The sequence below is a fragment of the Mesorhizobium sp. M1428 genome (assembly GCF_040317515.1).
Taxonomy (GTDB): domain Bacteria; phylum Pseudomonadota; class Alphaproteobacteria; order Rhizobiales; family Rhizobiaceae; genus Mesorhizobium.
In genome coordinates this window covers 262,318-280,245 of sequence record NZ_JAMYKT010000001.1, presented here as the reverse complement: position 1 = coordinate 280,245, position 17,928 = coordinate 262,318, and the positions used below count along the sequence as shown (strand labels likewise).

Genomic DNA, 17,928 nt, shown 5'->3' with positions numbered 1-17,928 from the left:
TGCTCCCCGTTGGAAAGTTCCTATCGATCTTATGGCATGCGCGAACTTACGGACAGTTAACCTGGACAACTTCAACGCGAAATGCCCCCTCGGCGTCGACTTTTCAGGTTGCGCTCGAAGGAGGGGGTGAGAGCATCGAGTCGATCCCCTTACCAGGACGCAATCTCCGCCATTCCGGGCCTAATTGATGCCTGAACCAGGTCGCCTGCCGTTTGGCATATTGCCGCGTGGCGATTTTCGCACGCTCGATGGCCTCGGGAAAACTGATGGCGCCGGCCAGCGCGGCCTGAAGCTCGCGAACACCGATTGCTTTCATCGCCGGCAGGTCGGGATCGAGGCCGAGCGCTGAAAGCTGTTTCACCTCGTCCAGTGCCCCCTTGTCCAGCATGCGGTCGAAGCGGGCATCGATCCGCTCCACCAGCGCCGCTCGCTCCGGCTCGATGACGAAAAAGCGCGCGCTGCTCCTGTCGATCAACGGCCGGCCACGCGCGGCCTGCCAGTCCAGGATGGAACGGCCCGACGCGTCGAGCACCTCCAGCGCCCGCACGATGCGCTGGCCATCCGTCGGCTTCAGCATCATGCCGGCCGCAGAATCCTCGCGCAACAGGATGCGGTGCAATCTCACTGCACCCTGTTCCTGGAGCTCGTAGCGCCAGCGATCACGGATCGATTTCGGAATGTCGGGCATCTCCGAGATACCTTCCGTGAGCGCCCGGAAATAAAGCCCGGTGCCGCCGACGAAAATCACTGGCCGCCCCGAAAACGTGCCGTCGTCGATCAGCTTTATGACATCACGCAACCAAGCGCCGGTGGAATAGGCGGTGGACGGATCGACGTGTCCATAAAGAAAGTGGGGGACGCGGGCGAGTTCGGCAGGACCAGGCCGTGCCGTCAGCACGTCGAGCACCGAATAGCCTTGCATGGAATCGGTGTTGATGATGACACCGCCATTGCGCTCGGCGAGGTCGAGTGCGAGCGCCGACTTGCCGCTGGCGGTCGGCCCGGCTATCAGGATCGCGTTCTTCACGCGGCCTTCGCCCGCCTGTCCGCTGGAATTTTCGATGCCGCTGATCGCCACGCTTCTATCCCATCCCGCCGGCCGCGCATTGACGTCGACGCTAGCGAATATGGCCTCGCGGTCGGTCGGCGCAAGCGCTGTTCGCTGGCTGGCCGAAGGCATCGCCTGCGAACTCGACTTGCCGGAGACCGCCGACGCTTCCGAAATAACGGCGCGCCTGCAGGCCGCGCTTGCTTCCGAACCGATCGACGTGGCCGTCCAGCCGGCTGAGAACAGGCGCAAGAAGATCCTGATCGCCGATATGGATTCGACGATGATCGACCAGGAATGCATCGACGAGCTTGCCGACGAGATCGGCGTCAAAGATCGTGTCGCCGCCATCACCGCGCGATCGATGAACGGCGAGATCGCATTCGAGCCGGCCTTGCGCGAGCGCGTGGCCCTGCTCGAGGGTCTCGATGCCGCAATCATCGACCGCATCATAGATAATCGCCTGACGCTTGCCTCCGGCGGCCGCACGCTCGTCCAGACAATGGCGGCCAGCGGCGCCTGGACGGCGCTGATTTCCGGTGGTTTCGACATCTTCACCACCCGCATCGCAGCATTGCTCGGCTTTCACGAAAATCGCGCCAACCGCCTGATCGAGCAGGATCGCCGCTTCACCGGTTTGGTCGCCGAACCGATCCTCGGCCGCGCCGCCAAGGCCGAAGCCCTTATCGAGATTTCGGCCCGCCTCGGCCTGACGCCTGCCGATGCCATTGCCGTCGGCGACGGCGCCAACGATCTCGACATGATCCGTCTTGCCGGCATCGGCGTCGCCTTGCATGCCAAGCCGGCGGTGGCAGCCGAGGCAAAGATCCGCATCGACCACGGCGACCTCACCGCCTTGCTTTATCTGCAGGGTTATCGCCGGGAGGAATTTGTCGAATGACGCCGATCCGCACCGAGCGCCTGATCCTGCGCAACTGGGAAGATCGTGACCGCGATCTCTTCCATCGCATCAATTCCGACGAGCGCGTCATGGAATTCTTTCCGTTTCGGCGCGACCGTGCCCAGGCTAACGCCAAGATGGATGAGTTGCGCGCGGCTATCGATCGCGACGGCTTCGGCTTCGCGGCCGCTGAGATCGCAGCCACAGGTGAATGCATCGGCTTCGTCGGCATAACCCGAACCGATCATTTGCCATTCCTGCCGCCCGGCACGATCGAGATCGGCTGGCGGCTGGCACCCGAATTCTGGGGCCGCTTCTATGTCACCGAAGCAGCCGAAGCCTGGCTCACCTATGGCTTTGAAAGACTTTGCCTCGACGAAATCGTGTCCTTCGCAGTCAAGGATAACAGCCGGTCCACTGCCGTCATGGAGCGCCTGGGCATGACCGCCGACCCGGCCTCCGACTTCGACCATCCCGGTGTTCCGGACAGCCACACCGCACTCAGGCGACATGTCTTCTACAGGCTGCCACGCACAGACTGGCAGGCAAGAAAAAAGGCGACCCGCTAGCCGCCCTTTTCCTTTTCAACATCAGAGTGTTGCAGGCGCTTCCGGACTCAATCCATCCGGATTGTCACAAACCTCAGCTCGCCGGTCTTCGACGCCAGCATCAAAAGCGCGTTCTTGCGCCCCTGCTCCTTCAGCGCACCGATCCGGTCCATGACGTCCTTGGGCGTTGCGACCGATTCCTGCGCGATCTCGGTGATCACCTCGCCCGGCTGGATGCCGCGTTCGGCCGCCGCCGAATCCTTGGTGACGTCGGTCACGACGACGCCGGAAACGTCGGCGGCGATGCCGAATTTCGTGCGCGTCTCGTCATTGAGCTCGCCGATCGTCATGCCGAGCACGGAAGCCGTCGAAACCGCAGGTGCCTTGTCGGCATCATCCTGGTCGGTGTTGCCGTTTTCACCGCCGCTGGCGAGCTTTTCGCCGTCTTCGAGCCGGCCGAGCGTCACCTTGACCGTCTGCTCGACTCCTTTGCGCACGATGATCACGTCGACCGCCTTGCCGACCGGGCTTTCCGCCACGACGCGCGGCAGGTCGCGCATTTCATGGATGTCCTTGCCATCGAACTTGATGATGACGTCGCCGGCCTGGATGGTGCCGTTGTCGACCGGCCCACCCTTGATGACGCCGGCGACCAGCGCGCCCTTGGCGGTCGCCATGCCCAGGCTTTCGGCAATGTCGTCGGTCACCGGCTGGATGCGCACGCCGAGCCAGCCGCGCCGCGTCTCGCCGAACTGGCGAAGCTGGTCGACGACGCCTGAGGCAAGCTGCGACGGGATCGAGAAGCCGATGCCGATCGAGCCACCCGACGGCGAGATGATTGCCGTGTTGATGCCGATAACCTCGCCGCTGCTGTTGAACAGCGGTCCACCGGAATTGCCGCGGTTGATCGCGGCATCGGTCTGGATGAAGTCGTCATACGGGCCCGAATTGATGTCGCGATTGCGCGCCGAGACGATGCCGACTGTCACCGTGCCGCCGAGACCGAACGGATTGCCGATCGCCATTACCCAGTCGCCGACACGCATCTTGTTGGAATCGCCAAACTTCACAGCCGTCAGTCTGTGCCCTTTCGGATCGACCTTCAGCACCGCGACGTCGGTCTTGGTGTCGGTGCCGACCAGCGTCGCCTTGAGCGTCACACCGTCGGAGAAATTCACCTCGATGTCGTCGGCATCGGCAATGACGTGGTTGTTGGTCACCACGATGCCCTGCTCGGCGTCGACCACAAAGCCGGAGCCTAGCGACTGCACCTTTTGCCCGCCGCCGCCCTTGTCGCCGCCACGGTTCTTGAAGAAATCGTCAAAGAAGTCCTGGAAGGGTGAGCCTTCCGGGAGCTGCGGCATCGGCACCGCGCCCGGCCCCTCAGTGCCCTTCACCGTCTGCGACGTCGAGATGTTGACCACCGCGCCGAGCAGGCCGGCGGCGAGATCGGCAACCGAGGGCGGCCCGTCGGCTGCCACTGTCGGCGTCACGAACGACGGAACGGCAACGGCGCCGACCAGAAGCGCAGCGGCCCCGGCGATGAACGTCCGCCTCGCTGAACGCAGAAGGGTGGTGGATGTCATCGAAAGGCCTCCGGGTGTTCTAAAAACGCGCTTCGGCAAAAACGCCGCGTCGCGTCATGTTGGCAAGAAATAAGGCACGTTTGCGGCTACGGCTACCGCCAGAGGATAAATCCTCCGTTACGCCGGCTATCCCTGCACCGGCCCTACTGGCCGGTGCCTGGCTGCGCCGCCGGTGGCGCGGGAACGGCCGGCGCTGGCGGTGGTGCTGCAGGCGTTTCCTTGCTGTTCGGATCGCGGAAAAAGCGGAAGAACTCGGAATTCGGCGACAGCACCATCGTCGTTCCGCTGCTGTTCAGCGCAGTGCCATAGGCATTCATCGACCGATAGAAATCGAAGAAGGCCGGATCGCGCTGATAGGCTCCGGCAAACGTGGCGCTGCGCTGGGCTTCACCTTCACCACGCAGGATTTCAGACTCTTTTTGCGCTTCGGCGACGATTTCGACCACTTCGCGGTCGGCGCGAGCCCTGATCCGCTGCGCTGCCTCATTGCCTCGCGCCCTCAGCCGCTCGGCTTCGGCGAGACGTTCGGCCTTCATGCGGTCGAAGGTCTGCTGCGAGACTTCGGCCGTGAGATCGGTGCGGCGGATGCGGACATCCTCGATCTGCAGGCCAAGCGAGGTGGCATCGGGCCTCAGCTGATCGCGCACCTCACGCATCATTACGGCGCGCTCTTCCGAGAGTGCCGCCTCGAAGTCGCGCAGGCCGTAGACGCGGCGCAAGGCAGCGTCGAGACGCGTCCTCAGCCGGGCCTCGGCCAGCTCGATCTGGCCGGAGACCGCGGCGCGGAACACACGCGGATCCGAGATACGATAGGCGATAAAGGCATCGACCTCATAGAACTTGCCGCCCGAAACCTGGACGCGGATGTTGTCGAGGTCGAAGCGCAGGACCCTGTTTTCGATCAGCTGCACGGTGTCGGCATCGAAGAAGGAGAATGGCGCCTTGAAATAGATGCCCGGCTGGTTCTTGACGTCGACGATTTCGCCGAACCTGAGCACCAGCGCCTGCTGGCGCGCATTGACGACGAAGACCGACGAATAGAGCAGGAACAGGATGACCGCGGCGATGACCGCAATGACAGGAAGACGGTTGGCCATCACTGGTTTCCTCCGGTGGCCGGTGCCGGCGCCTTCTGCTGCAATGCCGGCAGCGGCAGGTAGGGAACGACCCCTTGCCCGTTGCCTTGCTCGACGATGACCTTGCTCGAATCCTTCAGCACCCTCTCCATCGTTTCCAGGTAGAGCCGCTTGCGCGTCACCTCCGGCGCCTTGGCATATTCGTCATAAACCGAGATGAAGCGCTGCGCCTCGCCTTCGGCCTCCTGCACGACCCGGTTCTTGTAGGCGGCCGCGTCTTCGCGGATCTGTGCGGCCGCACCGCGTGCCTGGCCGAGCTTCTGGTTGGAATACTGATTGGCCTGCTCGACGAACTTGTCCTCGTCCTGCTCGGCGCGCTGCACCTCGTCGAACGCGTCTGCCACCTCGCGCGGTGGCGCGGCGTCCTCGATCGAAATGGCGTTGACGTTGAGGCCGGCCTTGTAGCCGTCCAGCGTCGTCTGGATGATCTCACGCACCGACGCCGCAATGCCTTGCCGGTCGTCGCGGAAAATGTCCTGCGCCGGGCGCCGGCCGACGGCTTCGCGCATCGCGCTTTCGGCGACCTGCTGCAGCATGCCGTCCGGGTCGGACACGTCGAACAGATAGGCCTTAGGGTCGGAGACCTGATAGGCCACAGAAAACTGCACATTGACGATGTTCTGGTCGCCGGAAAGCATCAGGCCATTGCCGCTGGAACTGCCGCCGCCGATACTGACAAGCTGCTCGGCGATGTTGGCGGTCTCGACCGTTTCGATGGGCCACCAATGGAAATGCAGGCCAGGCTGCGAGAGCTCCGCCTTCGGCTGGCCGAACCTGAGTTCCACCGCAACTTCGTCGGGCTGCACTGTGTAGACCGCCTTGAACGCCCATAGCACCACCAGCGCCGCGGCAATCAGTCCGAACACGGCCGGGCTCGCGCCACCGCCGCCCGGCAGTGCGCGCCGCAACCTGTCCTGCCCGCGCCGGATGATATCCTCGAGATCGGGAGGCGAGCCCTGCGGGCCGCTGGGTCCCTTGGGTCCCTGTCCCCAAGGTCCCTGATTGTTGCCGCCGCCCCACGGGCCGCCGCCGCCGCTCTTGTCGTTCCAGGGCATGAATGTCCTTTCGCTTGGAATTCCCTCGAGCGCCGGTTCGCCGGCGCAAAATCCAATATTATTCTTCTATAGGGATGCAACGGCACGCTTTCAACGCGATCGGCTGCCGTCACAGTCCGCCTTTGGGTCCATTTAGACCTGTCACGACGCTTTGTCGTCTTCAATTCACGTCGCGGCGCCGCTCGTAAACCGAATAGCGTGTCGCATGGCTGTCCTTCTCACCGGCCTCAACCTCCTGTGAGCGGACGATCCGCCATAGCGCCGGGTCGATCGGCGGGAAATGGGCGTCGCCGTCGACCGCGGCCAGAACATGGGTCACGTGCAGCCGATCGGCCAGCGGTAGCGCCTGAGCATAGATCTCGCCGCCGCCGATGACGCAGATCTCGTCGGCGCCGGCCATGCAGCGCCCGCGCACCGTCGCCAGCGCGATTGCGTCCTCGATCGAGTGCGCGACTTCGACGCCCTCGGCGCGCCATGCCCTGTCCCGCGTCACCACGATGTTGAGCCTGCCTGGCAACGGTCGGCCGATGCCTTCATAGGTCTTGCGGCCCATGATGATGGGCTTGCCCATCGTATCGGCTTTGAACCGCTTGAGATCGGTGGACAGCCGCCACGGCAACCCACCCTCGCGCCCGATCACGCCGTTCTCGGCGATGGCGACATAAATCGCGAGGTCCATCAGCCGCCGTTCCCGCCATCGGATGGCTCCAGCAGCAATATGTCGATGTCGTGCTCGGGGTAGAAGTTCTGCGCCTTCATCTCGAACGTCGTCGGTCCGATTTTCCTGACGTTTTCGCCGCAAAACGAGACCAGGTTCTTCGGATCGCCCTTGTCGACGGTCAGCTTGAACGTGCCGATGTTTCCCGACGCCCAGTTGCCGCCCGTGGTCAGGATATAGGCGATGCGGTTCTCGAAATACTTGGGGTAGCCGTCGGGATCGTCCTTGGCTGCCTTGCGCACGGCGTTTTCGAAGGCATCGTCCATGCAGTAGCGGGTCTTGTAGGCGGCATACTGACCCTGGAACTGGCCGTCATAGAAGAAGCTGACCGAGGAGGTGCCGCCGACGCTCGGCTTGTAGCGATGCGAGACATGGACCGCCTTGTTTGCCGGAAAAGTCGAGCGCCACCAATAGGTCGAGCGCAATTGCCAGAACGGCGTGTAGACGGTCTTCATGCCCGAACCGTCGTCGGCAGTGTCCTGGATGATGATGCCGCGGTTGACCCAGTCGTCGGCGACCGCTTGCGGCAGCTTTGCCAGCGCTGCCTTGGCCGCGTCGCCGAACGGATAGAACGGCACGCCCTGCGCCTTCAGGTCGGCGCCGATATCGATGCCGAGCGCGAACACTTTCTGCTCGAGCTGCGGCTTTGCCGGCACCCCGTCGATCGTCACTTCGAAGCCGAGGAAATTGTCGCTCTGCGCCTCCGGAATCGCCGGGATTTCTTCGGGATCGCCTTCGATGTCGGGCATCGGAAAGGCGACGATTGCATCGACATCCTTGTCGGTGTTGTTGCGGAAGACGTAATCGACCGTCACTTTTTCCGGCGAGATGTAGAGATCCTCGCTTTCCATCGCCACCGCATCGCTGCGCGAAAGGATCAGCCCACCGGTGCCGAGTTCGGCAACCGAATCATTGGCGAGCGCAGGCGTAGCCGAGAGCGCCAACGCTGCGGTCAGGACGTAACGGAACATGGAAACTCCCCCGGCGAAAATGCCAACATGACTCTAGCTGTTCAATGTGGCGTTTCAAAGCCTTTCGGCAAACGCGCCGGCGCCTGCCGACATGTCATGCCGGTCTAGACACGCCGGCCCCGATCGGGCAGGAGTTCGCCCATGCGCAAGCTTCTTGTCATCGGCATCGGCGCCGGCAATCCGGAGCACATGACGGTCCAGGCCATTAACAGCCTCAACCGGGCCGACGTTCTGTTCATTCCCGACAAGGGCGCCAAGAAGAACGATCTCGCCGAATTGCGCCGCCAGATCTGCGACCGCTTCGTCACTAACCCAAACTCGCGCCGCGTTGAATTCGATGTGCCGGTGCGCGCCGAGCCGGCGCCTTCCTACCGCTCGACTGTCGACGACTGGCACGAGGCGATCGCCGCGATCTACGAAGGCCTGATCCGCGACGAACTCCCCGAAGATGGCTGCGGCGCCTTCCTGATCTGGGGCGATCCGTCGCTCTACGACAGTGCGCTGCGCATCCTGGAGCGCGTACGCCTGAGAGGCAATGTCGCGTTCGAGTTGGAGGTCATCCCCGGCATCACCGCCATCCAGGCACTCGCAGCCAGCCACAAAATGGCATTGAACCGGATCGGCGACGCCATTTTGATCACCACCGGCCGCCGGCTCGCCGAGGAAGGTCTGCCCGAAAACGCCGGCAGCACCATCGTCATGCTGGACGGCAAATGCGCCTTCAACACGCTGGACGACAAAGACGTCACCGTCCACTGGGGCGCCTATCTCGGCACGGCCGACGAGATCGTCATCTCGGGCCGGATTGGCGACGTCGGCGACGAGATCGTGAGCACCCGTGAGGAGGCCCGCCGGACAAAAGGCTGGATCATGGACACCTATCTGCTGCGCAAGCCCGGCGAGCTTGAGGAGTAGCAAGGATCACGCGCGGCATGAATTCCGCCGAGTTCACGCAGCGTCGATCTCGGCCTGCAGCGCCTCCATATGTGCCGCCGCTGCTGAAGACGCGGCCCGCTCGATGGCGCGGAAGCGGCTGACGACCGCCAAGCCCACCGAGGTCAACTGAGCGCCGCCGCCTTTCTTGCCGCCCGTCTGTGCCGCTACCAGCGGTTTGCCGAACACGCGGTTCATGTCTTCGACCAGATCCCAAGCGTGCTTATAGGACATCTCCATGCCGCGCGCCGCGGCCGAAATCGAGCCGAAGGCGGCGATCTGTTCCAGAAGCTCGATCTTGCCCGGCCCGATGCGGCCATCTGGATCGAGATTTATCCGCAAACTCAGCGACGGCATTTGCTCCTCCGCAGTCACGCCATTCTACAAGTTCTCCAGCGATACCGCTATTCCAAAACGATATAGCGACAGTATCCGCCGTTCACCCATCCGCCTCGGCCGGCAAGCCGGCGCCGGTATTCGCCCGGTCGAAGCTCACTGTCTTGACCACCGCGAAGACTTTTCGACCAGGCCGAAGCCCCAGCGTCTGCCGCGACTGTTCGGTGATGCGGGCAAGCACGGTTGCGCCATTGCAGTCGAGGCCAATCTCGACCGTAGGCCCTTCGCCCGGCTCTATCGCCACGATCGTGCCCGGCAATATGTTGAGCGCGCTGAGGCCAACCGGCTGCTCGGTGGCGATCATCACGTCGCGCGCACGGATACGGACACGCACCGGCGCACCGACCGGCGTTGCCAGAAGAGGCACACGGATCTCGCCCGCCGCTGAGCCCAGCACGGTCATGCCAAACGCCTCGTCGTGGCGCAGAACCGCGGCATCCAGCACGGCACCGCCCTCGCTGCGCTCTTCGGCCGGCAACAGATCCAGACGCTGCATGATCGCTCCGGTCGGACCGGAAGCGGCGACCTTGCCTTGCACCAGCACCACGACGTCGCTCGCCAGCCGCGCCACTTCGGCGATCGAGTGGCTGACATAGACGATCGGGATTTTCGTCTCGTCGCGCAGCCGCTCGATATAAGGCAAGATCTCGGCCTTGCGCGCCTCGTCGAGCGAAGCCAGCGGCTCGTCCATCAGCAGCAATTTCGGACTGGCAAGCAGCGCCCGGCCGATTGCCACGCGCTGCTTCTCGCCACCGGAGAGTTTTGCCGGCCGCCGGTCGAGCAAATGACCGATGCCGAGCAGTTCGACCACGCTATTGATATCCGCATAGCGCTCTGCAGCCGGCGTGAACCAGCGGCCATAGCGCAGATTGCTCGCCACGCTCATATGCGGAAACAGCCGCGCATCCTGGAACACCATGCCGATCCGTCGCTTGTGCTTCGGCACGAACAGGCCGGCATCGCTATCGACCAGAACGCGGCCCTCGGCCGCGATGCGGCCTTTGTCGGGGCGGATCAGCCCGGCAATCAAATTGATCAGCGTCGTCTTTCCGGAGCCGGAAGGCCCGAAAAGCGCAGTCAGCCGCCCGGCGCTCTCGAAGCGGGCATTGACCGCGAAATCGCCAAGCCGGTGGCTGATGTCGACCTGAACCGTCATTCGATGTCCATCCGCCGGCCGACGCGCCGCGCCAGCACTTCCGAGGCAACAAGTGCAGCCATCGAGATGACGATCGAGATCAGCGTCAGCCTGAGCGCGCCGGCGTCGCCGCCGGGAACCTGCGTGAAAGTGTAGATCGCCGACGGCAGCGTCTGGGTCTCGTTCGGAATGTTGGAGACAAAGGTGATCGTCGCGCCGAATTCGCCCATCGCCTTGGCGAAGGAGAGGATCGCACCGGCGATCAGGCCGGGCAGGATCAGCGGCAGCGTGATCGTGCCGAATACCCATAGCGGATTGGCGCCGAGCGTGCCGGCGGCCGCCTCGATTTTGCGGTCGACCGCTTCGATCGACAGCCGGATCGCCCGCACCATCAATGGAAAGCCCATCACGCCGCAGGCGAGCGCGGCGCCTGTCCAGCGAAACGAAAAAACGATGCCGAAATGCTCGGCCAGGAAGGCCCCGGCCGGACCACGCTTGCCGAAAGTCAAAAGCAGCAAATAGCCGGTCACCACCGGCGGCAGGATCAGCGGCAGATGCACCAGACCGTTGAGCAGTGTCTTGCCCCAGAACTGGCCACGGGCGAGCACAAGGGCGATTGCTACGCCCGGCGGCAGGCTGGCAATCATCGCCACGGTCGCCACCTTGATCGACAGCCGGACCGCATTCCATTCGTCGGGAGCGAGGTTCAGCAGCCAGTTCATGTACGGTGCCGTTCGTCAGTTGCTCGGCGCAAGCATTGTAAAACCTTGCGCCTTGAAGAGTTCGCCAGCCTTGGCGGATTGCAGGCATTTCAGGAATGCCGGGGTATCCTTGCCCTTCGAATCCGCAAGCTGGGCAACCGGATAGATGATCGGCGGATGTGTATTGTCGGGGAAAGTGCCGATCACCTTCACGCCGGGCTCCGCATGCGCATCCGTGGCATAGACGATGCCGAGTGCTGCCTCGCCGATCGACACCAGTTTTAGGGCGGCGCGCACATTTTCGGCCTGCGCCACCTTGCCTTCGACGGAAGACCAGACACCGAGCGATTCGAGGGCTGCCTTGCCGTATTTGCCTGCCGGCACCGCCTTGACATCGCCCATGGCAAGTTTGCCGTCACCGACGAGCCCGGCAAGATCGAACCCCTTTTCAATCCTGGTCTCGACCTTGGAATCCCGCGGCGCAATCAGCACGATCTGGTTGCCAAGCAATTTCACTTCGGTGCCGGGCTTGGTCAGCTTCCTGTCGGCAAGATACTTCATCCAGTCGAGATCGGCAGAGATGAACAGGTCTGCCGGCGCGCCGCTTTCGATCTGCCTGGCCAGCGCCGAGCTCGCCGCGTAGGAAATGGTTGCCGCCTCGCCGACATCGGCCTCGCAGGCCTTGTTGACGGCGTCGAGCCCGTCCTTCAGGCTCGCCGCAGCAAACACGACCACCTTGTCATCGGCATGGGCCGCCGGCACCGCAGCCATCAGCATGGCGGCGAGACCCGCGAGGGCAATCGTCGTCGAACCTTTGCGCGCCTGCATGAAACTCTCCTCGTCCCGGATCGCCCAGAGCCGTCCATCGATATATCCATGTGAACATAACAAGGAAAGGCTCTTTACCGGCGACGGCATTCTGAGCTCAGGTTTCTCGGCGTGCGATAACCTCCGTTGGATACAGCGGTGTCGAGGCCAAAGGAAATATCACGTGAAATCAGTACCCGCGGCACGGGCAAGCGAGCGCAGCTGCAGCAGGCAATTTCGATATGGACAGTCAGGTAGGTCCTAGACCGCGATCGGCGCCTTGATCGTCGCGTCGGCGAAATAGTTCTCGAGCCGGAAATCCTCGAAGCGGAAGGCAAAGAGATCCTTCACCTCGGGATTTATCCAGAGCGTCGGCAACGCCTTGGGCGTGCGCCGCAATTGTTCGCGCGCCTGCTCGAAATGGTTCGAGTAAAGATGCGCGTCGCCGAGCGTGTGGATGAAATCGCCGGGTTTCAATCCGGTTACCTGCGCCACCATCAGCGTCAGCAACGCATAGGAAGCAATGTTGAACGGCACACCGAGAAAGATATCACCCGAACGCTGGTAGAGCTGGCAGGAAAGCTTGCCTTCCGAAACATAGAACTGGAACAGGCAGTGGCAGGGCGGCAACGCCATGGCCTCCACCTCGGCCGGGTTCCACGCCGAAATGATCAGCCGCCGCGAATTAGGATTTTTGCGTATCTCCTTCAGGAGATTCGCAATCTGGTCGATGGCGCCGCCATGGCCGTCCGGCCACGACCGCCATTGTTTGCCATAGACCGGGCCGAGATCGCCATTCTCGTCGGCCCATTCATCCCAGATCGAGACGCCGTGATCGTTGAGATACTTGATGTTGGTGTCGCCGGCCAGGAACCACAAAAGCTCGTGGATGATCGACTTGAGGTGCAGCTTCTTGGTGGTGGTGACCGGAAAGCCGCGGGCCAGGTCGAAGCGCATCTGGTAGCCGAATACCGAGCGCGTTCCGGTGCCGGTGCGGTCGCCGCGATCGGCGCCGTTTTCCAGCACATGCTTCAGAAGGTCGAGATACTGGCGCATCGGCTCCGGTCCGATTCGGGTTGTCAGCCATCATAGCCGAATGACCGTCGGCCGAACACAGCAAAGCGAGACGATTCCACCGGAGCCCACCGGCACCGGCGGCGAGTTTGCTCAGAGCGAGCCGAGCATGCCCAGATCCTTGGCGACGAGATAATAGAAGGTCACCCGGCTCTTGCTGTTGTCGGCCGCCATCGCCTTGCAGGTCTTTTCGATAGCCGCATCCGCCCTGGCGCCGTCGGTGACGCCGAGCTTGCCGGCGACCCAGCTGTTCCTGACGCGCTTCAGTTCCTCCGGGTCGGTGCAGGACACCAGCGAGGAATCGCGACTCCTGAGCGCGATGCCCAGATGCTTGACGATCCTGGCAACCGCGTCGGCATCCGCCGCCGCATCATATTTCTTTACGTCTGCGAGATAGTCGGCCATCGAATTTCCCCTCGTCGGCGCCACGGGATCCGGTGGATGAGGATTGTGGCGCGCTGCCGCAAATTATGCGCTAGGTCTCCTCACCGCCGCAAAGCTTCGGTTGAGACCGGCGGCAAGTCAACCCCTTGATGATCCACTTTGACACGGACGAAAGTGGCATTCCGGCCTTTCATTTTCCACCGCCAGTCCCTATATTCGCCTCGTCGGCTCGACCGACTATGGCGATAAACAGGCGATGAAATAAGCCGTTCGGACCCGGGGGCGGTACCCGGCGCCTCCACCAAAAACCGCTGTTCAGGAGCGGCTTTTGCTGGGGGCGAAATAGGATCGACGAAGGTGTAAAGATCGTACTTTTGCCCGGCATTGTACCACCGTTATCGGGCTAAACTTATAGTTGCCAACGACAACTATGCGGAAGCACGTCTCGCCGCGTAAGCGGTGCGACAGCTTCAATTCAAGCCCTAGTGGTTCGCACTTCTAGGCGGGGTTCGGAGGTACCTGGCAACAGAAACCTCCATTTCTCCCCTTTTTGACATGTGCAGCTGCAGGCTCGCCGGCGGGCTTTTTATGCGCCCTGATAGGCCCAAAGATGCCACGGCGTTCATACCAGCCCGTGGCTGATCGCATTGATCGCACCGGCGAATGTTTTGCCTGTGGCCTCATGTGACAACAGCATCTCATTGTGTCCCCTGCCCGTCCGGATCATCGGAAAACAATTGGCGAGCTTGGCAACACGACAGTCGAAGAGCACCGGCCGGTCCACATCGATGATTTCCTGTATCGCATCGTCAAGCTCGGCTGGTTTGTCGCAGCGCAGGCCGACCGCTCCGAACGCATCGGCCAATTTGACGAAATCGGGCAAGGCCTCGGAATAGGAATGTGCGAGGCGGTTGCCGTGAAGAATTTGCTGCCACTGGCGAACCATGCCCATATATCCGTTGTTCAGGATGAATATCTTGATCGGCGCGTCGTACTGGACTGCGGTCGACAGCTCTTTCATGGTCATCTGAACCGATGCGTCGCCGGCGATATCGATGACCAGGCTGTCCGGATGTGCGATCTGCACGCCCAGCGCCGCCGGCAGGCCGTAGCCCATCGTCCCGAGGCCGCCCGAACTCATCCAGCGGTTCGGCTTTTCGAAGCCGTAGAATTGGGCCGCCCACATCTGATGCTGGCCGACTTCAGTGGTGATGTATGTGTCGCGATCCTTCGTCAGCGCGTAGAGACGCTGCACCGCATATTGCGGCATGATCACATCCTTGTTCATCTCATAGGAGAACGAATTGCGTGCGCGCCAGCCGGCGATCCTTCTCCACCACTCCTGGAGGCGGCCTTCATCCGGCTTGCGAGGCAATGCGCGCCATAGACGAACCATGTCATCCAGAACATTGCCGACATCGCCTTGTATGCCGATATCGACATGGACGTTCTTGTTGATCGAGGACGGATCTATATCGATATGGATCTTGCTGGAGTTCGGCGAAAAAGCATCCACGCGCGAGGTCACGCGGTCATCGAAGCGCGCGCCGATACAGATCATGACGTCGCAATCGTGCATCGCCATGTTCGCCTCATAGGAACCGTGCAGGCCGACCATCTTGAGCCAGTTCTTGCCGGAGGCGGGGTAAGCTCCAAGGCCCATAAGCGTCGAAGTGACCGGAAAGTCGGTCAGTTGAACCAGCTCCCGGAGCAGTCTCGATGCTTCCGGGCCGGAATTGACGATGCCGCCGCCGGCATAAATAACGGGACGGCTGGCATTAGCCATCAATTCTATTGCCTGGCCGATCTTGCCGATGTCGCCCTGCAGCTTCGGTTGATAACTCTTCAGTGCGACAACGTCCGAAGGCGGCGTGTACACGCCGGACGCAAACAGAACGTCCTTTGGCATGTCGACGAGAACAGGCCCCGGTCGCCCTGACCGGGCGATGTGGAACGCCCTATGGATCGCTGACGCCAGGTCATTGACGTCTTTGACCAAAGAGTTGTGCTTGGTGCAGGATCGCGTGATGCCAATCGTGTCACATTCCTGAAAAGCATCGGAGCCGATCAATGTTGTCGGCACTTGTCCGGACAGACAGACGATCGGCACTGAATCCATCAGCGCGTCCTGCAGGGGCGTCACGGCATTCGTCGTGCCTGGGCCTGATGTGACCAGCATCACGCCGACCTTGCCCGTAGACCGGGCATAACCCTCCGCGGCATGGCCGGCGCCCTGCTCGTGGCGCACGAGGATATGCTTGATGTCGTCCTGCAGGAATATCTCGTCATAGATCGGCAATATGGCCGCGCCGGGATAGCCGAAAATATGCTCGACACCATTGTCTTTGAGTGCGCGGAGAACGATCTCCGCTCCTGTCATGCGGTTGCTCGTATCCTGAATGGAATTATCGCCTGTCATGGTTCTGTCCCGTAGCGTGATGAGGATGGGTTGACGGGGCATCGCCGAAATCGGGCGTAAGAAGAATTTCGGGCATAAAAAAAGGCCCCGTCGGGAGCCTGTTTGTCGCGCACGGGTGGCTGTCGCCGGATGGTTACACCATCCTGCCCGTGCGCTTTCCTACCACTGCAAGAACCATTGCGATCGTCATGATGATCGACGCTACACAGAAAATCGCGCATCGTCAACGTCTCAGGCTGAGGCGTCTCAGGCTGAGGTAAAAGCCCCATCATCGGAACCTCCGATGGCAGCATTCGTTTCTTCCCGTTTCCCTTCTTCCATGCCTTTGCGGGACAAGGCCTCAGTTTCTCGCCGCGTGTGGTCATGCCCGGCGAGCTGCCTCATGGAGAGATAACATGAACCAGGAAACCACACCAAAACACGAACGCATCCTGATCGCTGGCGGCAGTTCCGGCATGGGGCTGTCGCTTGCCGAACAGCAGCTTGCCGCCGGCGCCGAGGTTACGATCGTCGGCCGCTCCGAGGACCGGTTGTCGGCCGCGCGGCAGCGCTTGCCTCATCCGGAAAGGCTGAGGACGATCGCAGCCGACGTCACAAACGAGGACGAGGTCCAGCGCCTGTTCCAGGATGTCGGCACGCTCGACCACATCGTCTCGACCGCCGCCGACGTTACCGGCGTCTACGTGTTGCTTCCCGAGATGGATATCTCGGTGGCGCGGAAAGTGATGGATTCCAAAATCGTCGGGCCGCTTCTTCTTGCCAAGCATGGCGCGCCTCGTCTGACGCCCGGCGGATCGATCACGCTGACTTCGGGCATCGCCGCCTATCGTCCGGCGGCGAAAGGCTCGGTGGTGGCAGCCGTTAATGGGGCCCTTGGCTCACTCGCCTACGCGCTTGCCATCGAACTGGCGCCGATCCGCGTCAACGTCGTCTCGCCCGGCTGGGTCGACACGCCGATTTGGGATGCCGTCGTCGGCAGCGGCAAGACGGCCGCGCTGGAGGCCATGGCAAAGCGCCTGCTCGTCGGCCGGATCGGCCAGGCAGCCGACATTGCCCAAGCCATCACGTCCCTGATGCATAACGGCTTCATCACCGGAACCGTGCTTCATGTCGATGGTGGCCAGCGGCTGGTCTAGCAATGGCCAAATTTCGCGTACCATTGCGAGGAACAGCCGCAAGACCGGCGCTTGAATGCGCCGGTGGCGCCATACCATGGTGACCGGCGTCACCGGGCTGATTCCGACCCAGGGCAGCACGACGATATTGGCGTCAGCCGCAGAAGCCACGAGACGCGGGACCAGCGCGCATCCCAGACCGCTTTCAACAAGGCTCCGTATCGCGCCCATGCTGGCGAACTCGCCAACCAGCCTCGGACGGTCGGGCAACGTTGCGGCAAACGTTTCGTCGAACATCCGCCGATAGACGCAGCCGGGCTGGGTGACGAGGAAAGCCTCGTCAGCCAGATCGTCGGGCGTCATGGTAGAATGTCCGGCCAACCGGTGATTTGCCGGCATTATGGTGACGAGCTCTTCTACTGCCACTTGCTCGCTTCGCAGCTCCGGCGCCACCGCCGGGACGGCCCCGAAATGGAAAGATACGTCCAGCGCCCCGCTTGTCACGCCGGCACGCAACCCACTGCTATCGTCCACCCTGAGGTTCAGTTCCACATCGGGATGACGCCGATGGAATTCCCCCAGCAAAGCTGGCAAGCGTGTCGAGCAAAGCGTCTCCAGGCCGCCGACCGTCAGGCGACCGGCAAGCGTGCCGCTCGCGTCGGCGACAGCGGAACGGGCTTCGTCCGCGAGGTCGAGGAGATCGTTTGCGTAGTCGAGCAGGCGCTGTCCCGCCGCCGTCAGCTTCAAGCTACGCCGTGACCTGTCGAACAGCGACGTGCCCAGATCGGCTTCCAGCGCCTGGATCTGTTCGGTCACGCTCGATTGGGCAAGATGAACCCGCTCGGAGGCGCGCGTGATGTTCAAGGTGGTGGCGACCGCCACGAAGGTCTTGAGATGTCGAAGCTGCATGTCCTGAACCCGTCATATAGGCATAGGCTGCTTTGAACCGGGACCGCAAACGTGAAAAGGCCGGGAACATCGCCCGGCCTTTTTGTCTCGAT

General features: G+C 62.3%; 17 protein-coding genes, 1 other RNA gene and 1 pseudogene. 5 read left to right on the top strand and 14 right to left on the bottom strand.

All coding sequences use genetic code 11. The features are described from left to right. Positions 1-103: 103 nt before the first annotated feature. Entirely contained in the window at positions 104-1,072 is a 969-nt protein-coding gene (gene miaA, locus NKG60_RS01345) for a tRNA (adenosine(37)-N6)-dimethylallyltransferase MiaA (RefSeq protein WP_352863877.1), read from the bottom strand. Between miaA and serB the strand changes: the two genes are divergently transcribed. Next, positions 1,062-1,949: a phosphoserine phosphatase SerB gene (serB, locus tag NKG60_RS01340; protein ID WP_352863797.1), complete on the top strand. Its 888-nt coding sequence runs from the start codon at positions 1,062-1,064 to the stop codon at positions 1,947-1,949. The genes miaA and serB overlap by 11 nt on opposite strands. Beyond that, positions 1,946-2,518 carry a GNAT family N-acetyltransferase gene (locus NKG60_RS01335; RefSeq protein WP_352863795.1) on the top strand — a complete coding sequence of 191 codons (573 nt, stop codon included), beginning with the start codon at positions 1,946-1,948 and terminating at the stop codon, positions 2,516-2,518. Before serB ends, NKG60_RS01335 begins: the two co-directional genes overlap by 4 nt. A gap of 47 nt (positions 2,519-2,565) precedes the next feature. Here NKG60_RS01335 and NKG60_RS01330 read toward each other — a convergent pair whose 3' ends face one another. The 5 genes from NKG60_RS01330 to NKG60_RS01310 form a co-directional block, all read right to left on the bottom strand. Continuing rightward, positions 2,566-4,083 (bottom strand): DegQ family serine endoprotease, encoded by a 1,518-nt coding sequence (locus NKG60_RS01330; protein WP_352973889.1) that lies wholly within the window; start codon positions 4,081-4,083, stop codon positions 2,566-2,568. Between the two features lie 143 nt (positions 4,084-4,226). Then, complete coding sequence (hflC, locus tag NKG60_RS01325) at positions 4,227-5,180, bottom strand: protease modulator HflC (protein ID WP_352863791.1); 954 nt, start codon at positions 5,178-5,180, stop codon at positions 4,227-4,229. Beyond that, positions 5,180-6,274 carry an FtsH protease activity modulator HflK gene (hflK, locus tag NKG60_RS01320; RefSeq protein WP_352490306.1) on the bottom strand — a complete coding sequence of 365 codons (1,095 nt, stop codon included), beginning with the start codon at positions 6,272-6,274 and terminating at the stop codon, positions 5,180-5,182. The genes hflC and hflK overlap by 1 nt, the downstream gene beginning before the upstream one ends. 160 nt (positions 6,275-6,434) lie before the next feature. Further along, positions 6,435-6,953, bottom strand: coding sequence for a dihydrofolate reductase (locus NKG60_RS01315; RefSeq protein WP_352490307.1), 519 nt, complete (start codon positions 6,951-6,953; stop codon positions 6,435-6,437). Further along, positions 6,953-7,963, bottom strand: a complete 1,011-nt coding sequence (locus NKG60_RS01310) for a DUF4424 domain-containing protein (protein ID WP_352863789.1) — start codon at positions 7,961-7,963, stop codon at positions 6,953-6,955. The genes NKG60_RS01315 and NKG60_RS01310 overlap by 1 nt, the downstream gene beginning before the upstream one ends. A gap of 141 nt (positions 7,964-8,104) precedes the next feature. Here NKG60_RS01310 and cobF point away from each other — a divergent pair, with 141 nt between their 5' ends. After that, positions 8,105-8,878, top strand: a complete 774-nt coding sequence (gene cobF, locus NKG60_RS01305; RefSeq protein ID WP_352973886.1) for a precorrin-6A synthase (deacetylating) — start codon at positions 8,105-8,107, stop codon at positions 8,876-8,878. Positions 8,879-8,911: 33 nt separating this feature from the next. Here the strand turns inward: cobF and NKG60_RS01300 are convergent, their stop codons facing one another. The 6 genes from NKG60_RS01300 to NKG60_RS01275 form a co-directional block, all read right to left on the bottom strand. After that, positions 8,912-9,253: a winged helix-turn-helix domain-containing protein gene (locus NKG60_RS01300; RefSeq protein ID WP_023676697.1), complete on the bottom strand. Its 342-nt coding sequence runs from the start codon at positions 9,251-9,253 to the stop codon at positions 8,912-8,914. Between the two features lie 82 nt (positions 9,254-9,335). Next, positions 9,336-10,448, bottom strand: a complete 1,113-nt coding sequence (gene modC / locus NKG60_RS01295) for a molybdenum ABC transporter ATP-binding protein (protein ID WP_352863785.1) — start codon at positions 10,446-10,448, stop codon at positions 9,336-9,338. Further along, positions 10,445-11,149, bottom strand: a complete 705-nt coding sequence (gene modB, locus NKG60_RS01290) for a molybdate ABC transporter permease subunit (RefSeq protein WP_352863783.1) — start codon at positions 11,147-11,149, stop codon at positions 10,445-10,447. The genes modC and modB overlap by 4 nt, the downstream gene beginning before the upstream one ends. Before the next feature lie 15 nt (positions 11,150-11,164). Continuing rightward, positions 11,165-11,956, bottom strand: a complete 792-nt coding sequence (gene modA / locus NKG60_RS01285; protein ID WP_352863781.1) for a molybdate ABC transporter substrate-binding protein — start codon at positions 11,954-11,956, stop codon at positions 11,165-11,167. Positions 11,957-12,196: 240 nt separating this feature from the next. Then, on the bottom strand, positions 12,197-12,991 hold the full coding sequence (locus tag NKG60_RS01280) for a thymidylate synthase (RefSeq protein WP_352863780.1): 795 nt from the start codon (positions 12,989-12,991) through the stop codon (positions 12,197-12,199). A gap of 111 nt (positions 12,992-13,102) precedes the next feature. Then, the gene (locus NKG60_RS01275) at positions 13,103-13,414 is read right to left on the bottom strand and encodes a DUF2853 family protein (protein ID WP_352863778.1); all 312 of its coding nucleotides are present in this window, start codon (positions 13,412-13,414) and stop codon (positions 13,103-13,105) included. A 163-nt stretch (positions 13,415-13,577) separates the two neighbouring features. Between NKG60_RS01275 and ssrA the strand changes: the two genes are divergently transcribed. Continuing rightward, positions 13,578-13,933: a transfer-messenger RNA gene (gene ssrA / locus NKG60_RS01270) on the top strand. Between the two features lie 82 nt (positions 13,934-14,015). Here ssrA and NKG60_RS01265 read toward each other — a convergent pair. Continuing rightward, entirely contained in the window at positions 14,016-15,812 is a 1,797-nt protein-coding gene (locus tag NKG60_RS01265) for an acetolactate synthase 3 large subunit (protein ID WP_352863776.1), read from the bottom strand. 395 nt (positions 15,813-16,207) lie between these two features. On the opposite strand from NKG60_RS01265, the gene NKG60_RS01260 reads away from it, so the two are divergent. After that, positions 16,208-16,948 (top strand): SDR family oxidoreductase, encoded by a 741-nt coding sequence (locus tag NKG60_RS01260; RefSeq protein ID WP_352863774.1) that lies wholly within the window; start codon positions 16,208-16,210, stop codon positions 16,946-16,948. A gap of 24 nt (positions 16,949-16,972) precedes the next feature. Here the strand turns inward: NKG60_RS01260 and NKG60_RS01255 are convergent. Next, positions 16,973-17,836: pseudogene (locus NKG60_RS01255) on the bottom strand (LysR family transcriptional regulator); the annotation flags it as partial. Positions 17,837-17,928 lie beyond the last annotated feature (92 nt).

Bases quoted from the DNA above. Each gene is read 5' to 3' on its own strand.
- serB (WP_352863797.1), top strand. From the start codon at position 1,062: ATGCCGCTGATCGCCACGCTTCTATCCCATCCCGCCGGCCGCGCATTG.
- NKG60_RS01335 (WP_352863795.1), top strand. From the start codon at position 1,946: ATGACGCCGATCCGCACCGAGCGCCTGATCCTGCGCAACTGGGAAGAT.
- NKG60_RS01330 (WP_352973889.1), bottom strand. From the start codon at position 4,083: ATGACATCCACCACCCTTCTGCGTTCAGCGAGGCGGACGTTCATCGCC.
- hflC (WP_352863791.1), bottom strand. From the start codon at position 5,180: ATGGCCAACCGTCTTCCTGTCATTGCGGTCATCGCCGCGGTCATCCTG.
- hflK (WP_352490306.1), bottom strand. From the start codon at position 6,274: ATGCCCTGGAACGACAAGAGCGGCGGCGGCGGCCCGTGGGGCGGCGGC.
- NKG60_RS01315 (WP_352490307.1), bottom strand. From the start codon at position 6,953: ATGGACCTCGCGATTTATGTCGCCATCGCCGAGAACGGCGTGATCGGG.
- NKG60_RS01310 (WP_352863789.1), bottom strand. From the start codon at position 7,963: ATGTTCCGTTACGTCCTGACCGCAGCGTTGGCGCTCTCGGCTACGCCT.
- cobF (WP_352973886.1), top strand. From the start codon at position 8,105: ATGCGCAAGCTTCTTGTCATCGGCATCGGCGCCGGCAATCCGGAGCAC.
- NKG60_RS01300 (WP_023676697.1), bottom strand. From the start codon at position 9,253: ATGCCGTCGCTGAGTTTGCGGATAAATCTCGATCCAGATGGCCGCATC.
- modC (WP_352863785.1), bottom strand. From the start codon at position 10,448: ATGACGGTTCAGGTCGACATCAGCCACCGGCTTGGCGATTTCGCGGTC.
- modB (WP_352863783.1), bottom strand. From the start codon at position 11,149: ATGAACTGGCTGCTGAACCTCGCTCCCGACGAATGGAATGCGGTCCGG.
- modA (WP_352863781.1), bottom strand. From the start codon at position 11,956: ATGCAGGCGCGCAAAGGTTCGACGACGATTGCCCTCGCGGGTCTCGCC.
- NKG60_RS01280 (WP_352863780.1), bottom strand. From the start codon at position 12,991: ATGCGCCAGTATCTCGACCTTCTGAAGCATGTGCTGGAAAACGGCGCC.
- NKG60_RS01275 (WP_352863778.1), bottom strand. From the start codon at position 13,414: ATGGCCGACTATCTCGCAGACGTAAAGAAATATGATGCGGCGGCGGAT.
- NKG60_RS01265 (WP_352863776.1), bottom strand. From the start codon at position 15,812: ATGACAGGCGATAATTCCATTCAGGATACGAGCAACCGCATGACAGGA.
- NKG60_RS01260 (WP_352863774.1), top strand. From the start codon at position 16,208: ATGAACCAGGAAACCACACCAAAACACGAACGCATCCTGATCGCTGGC.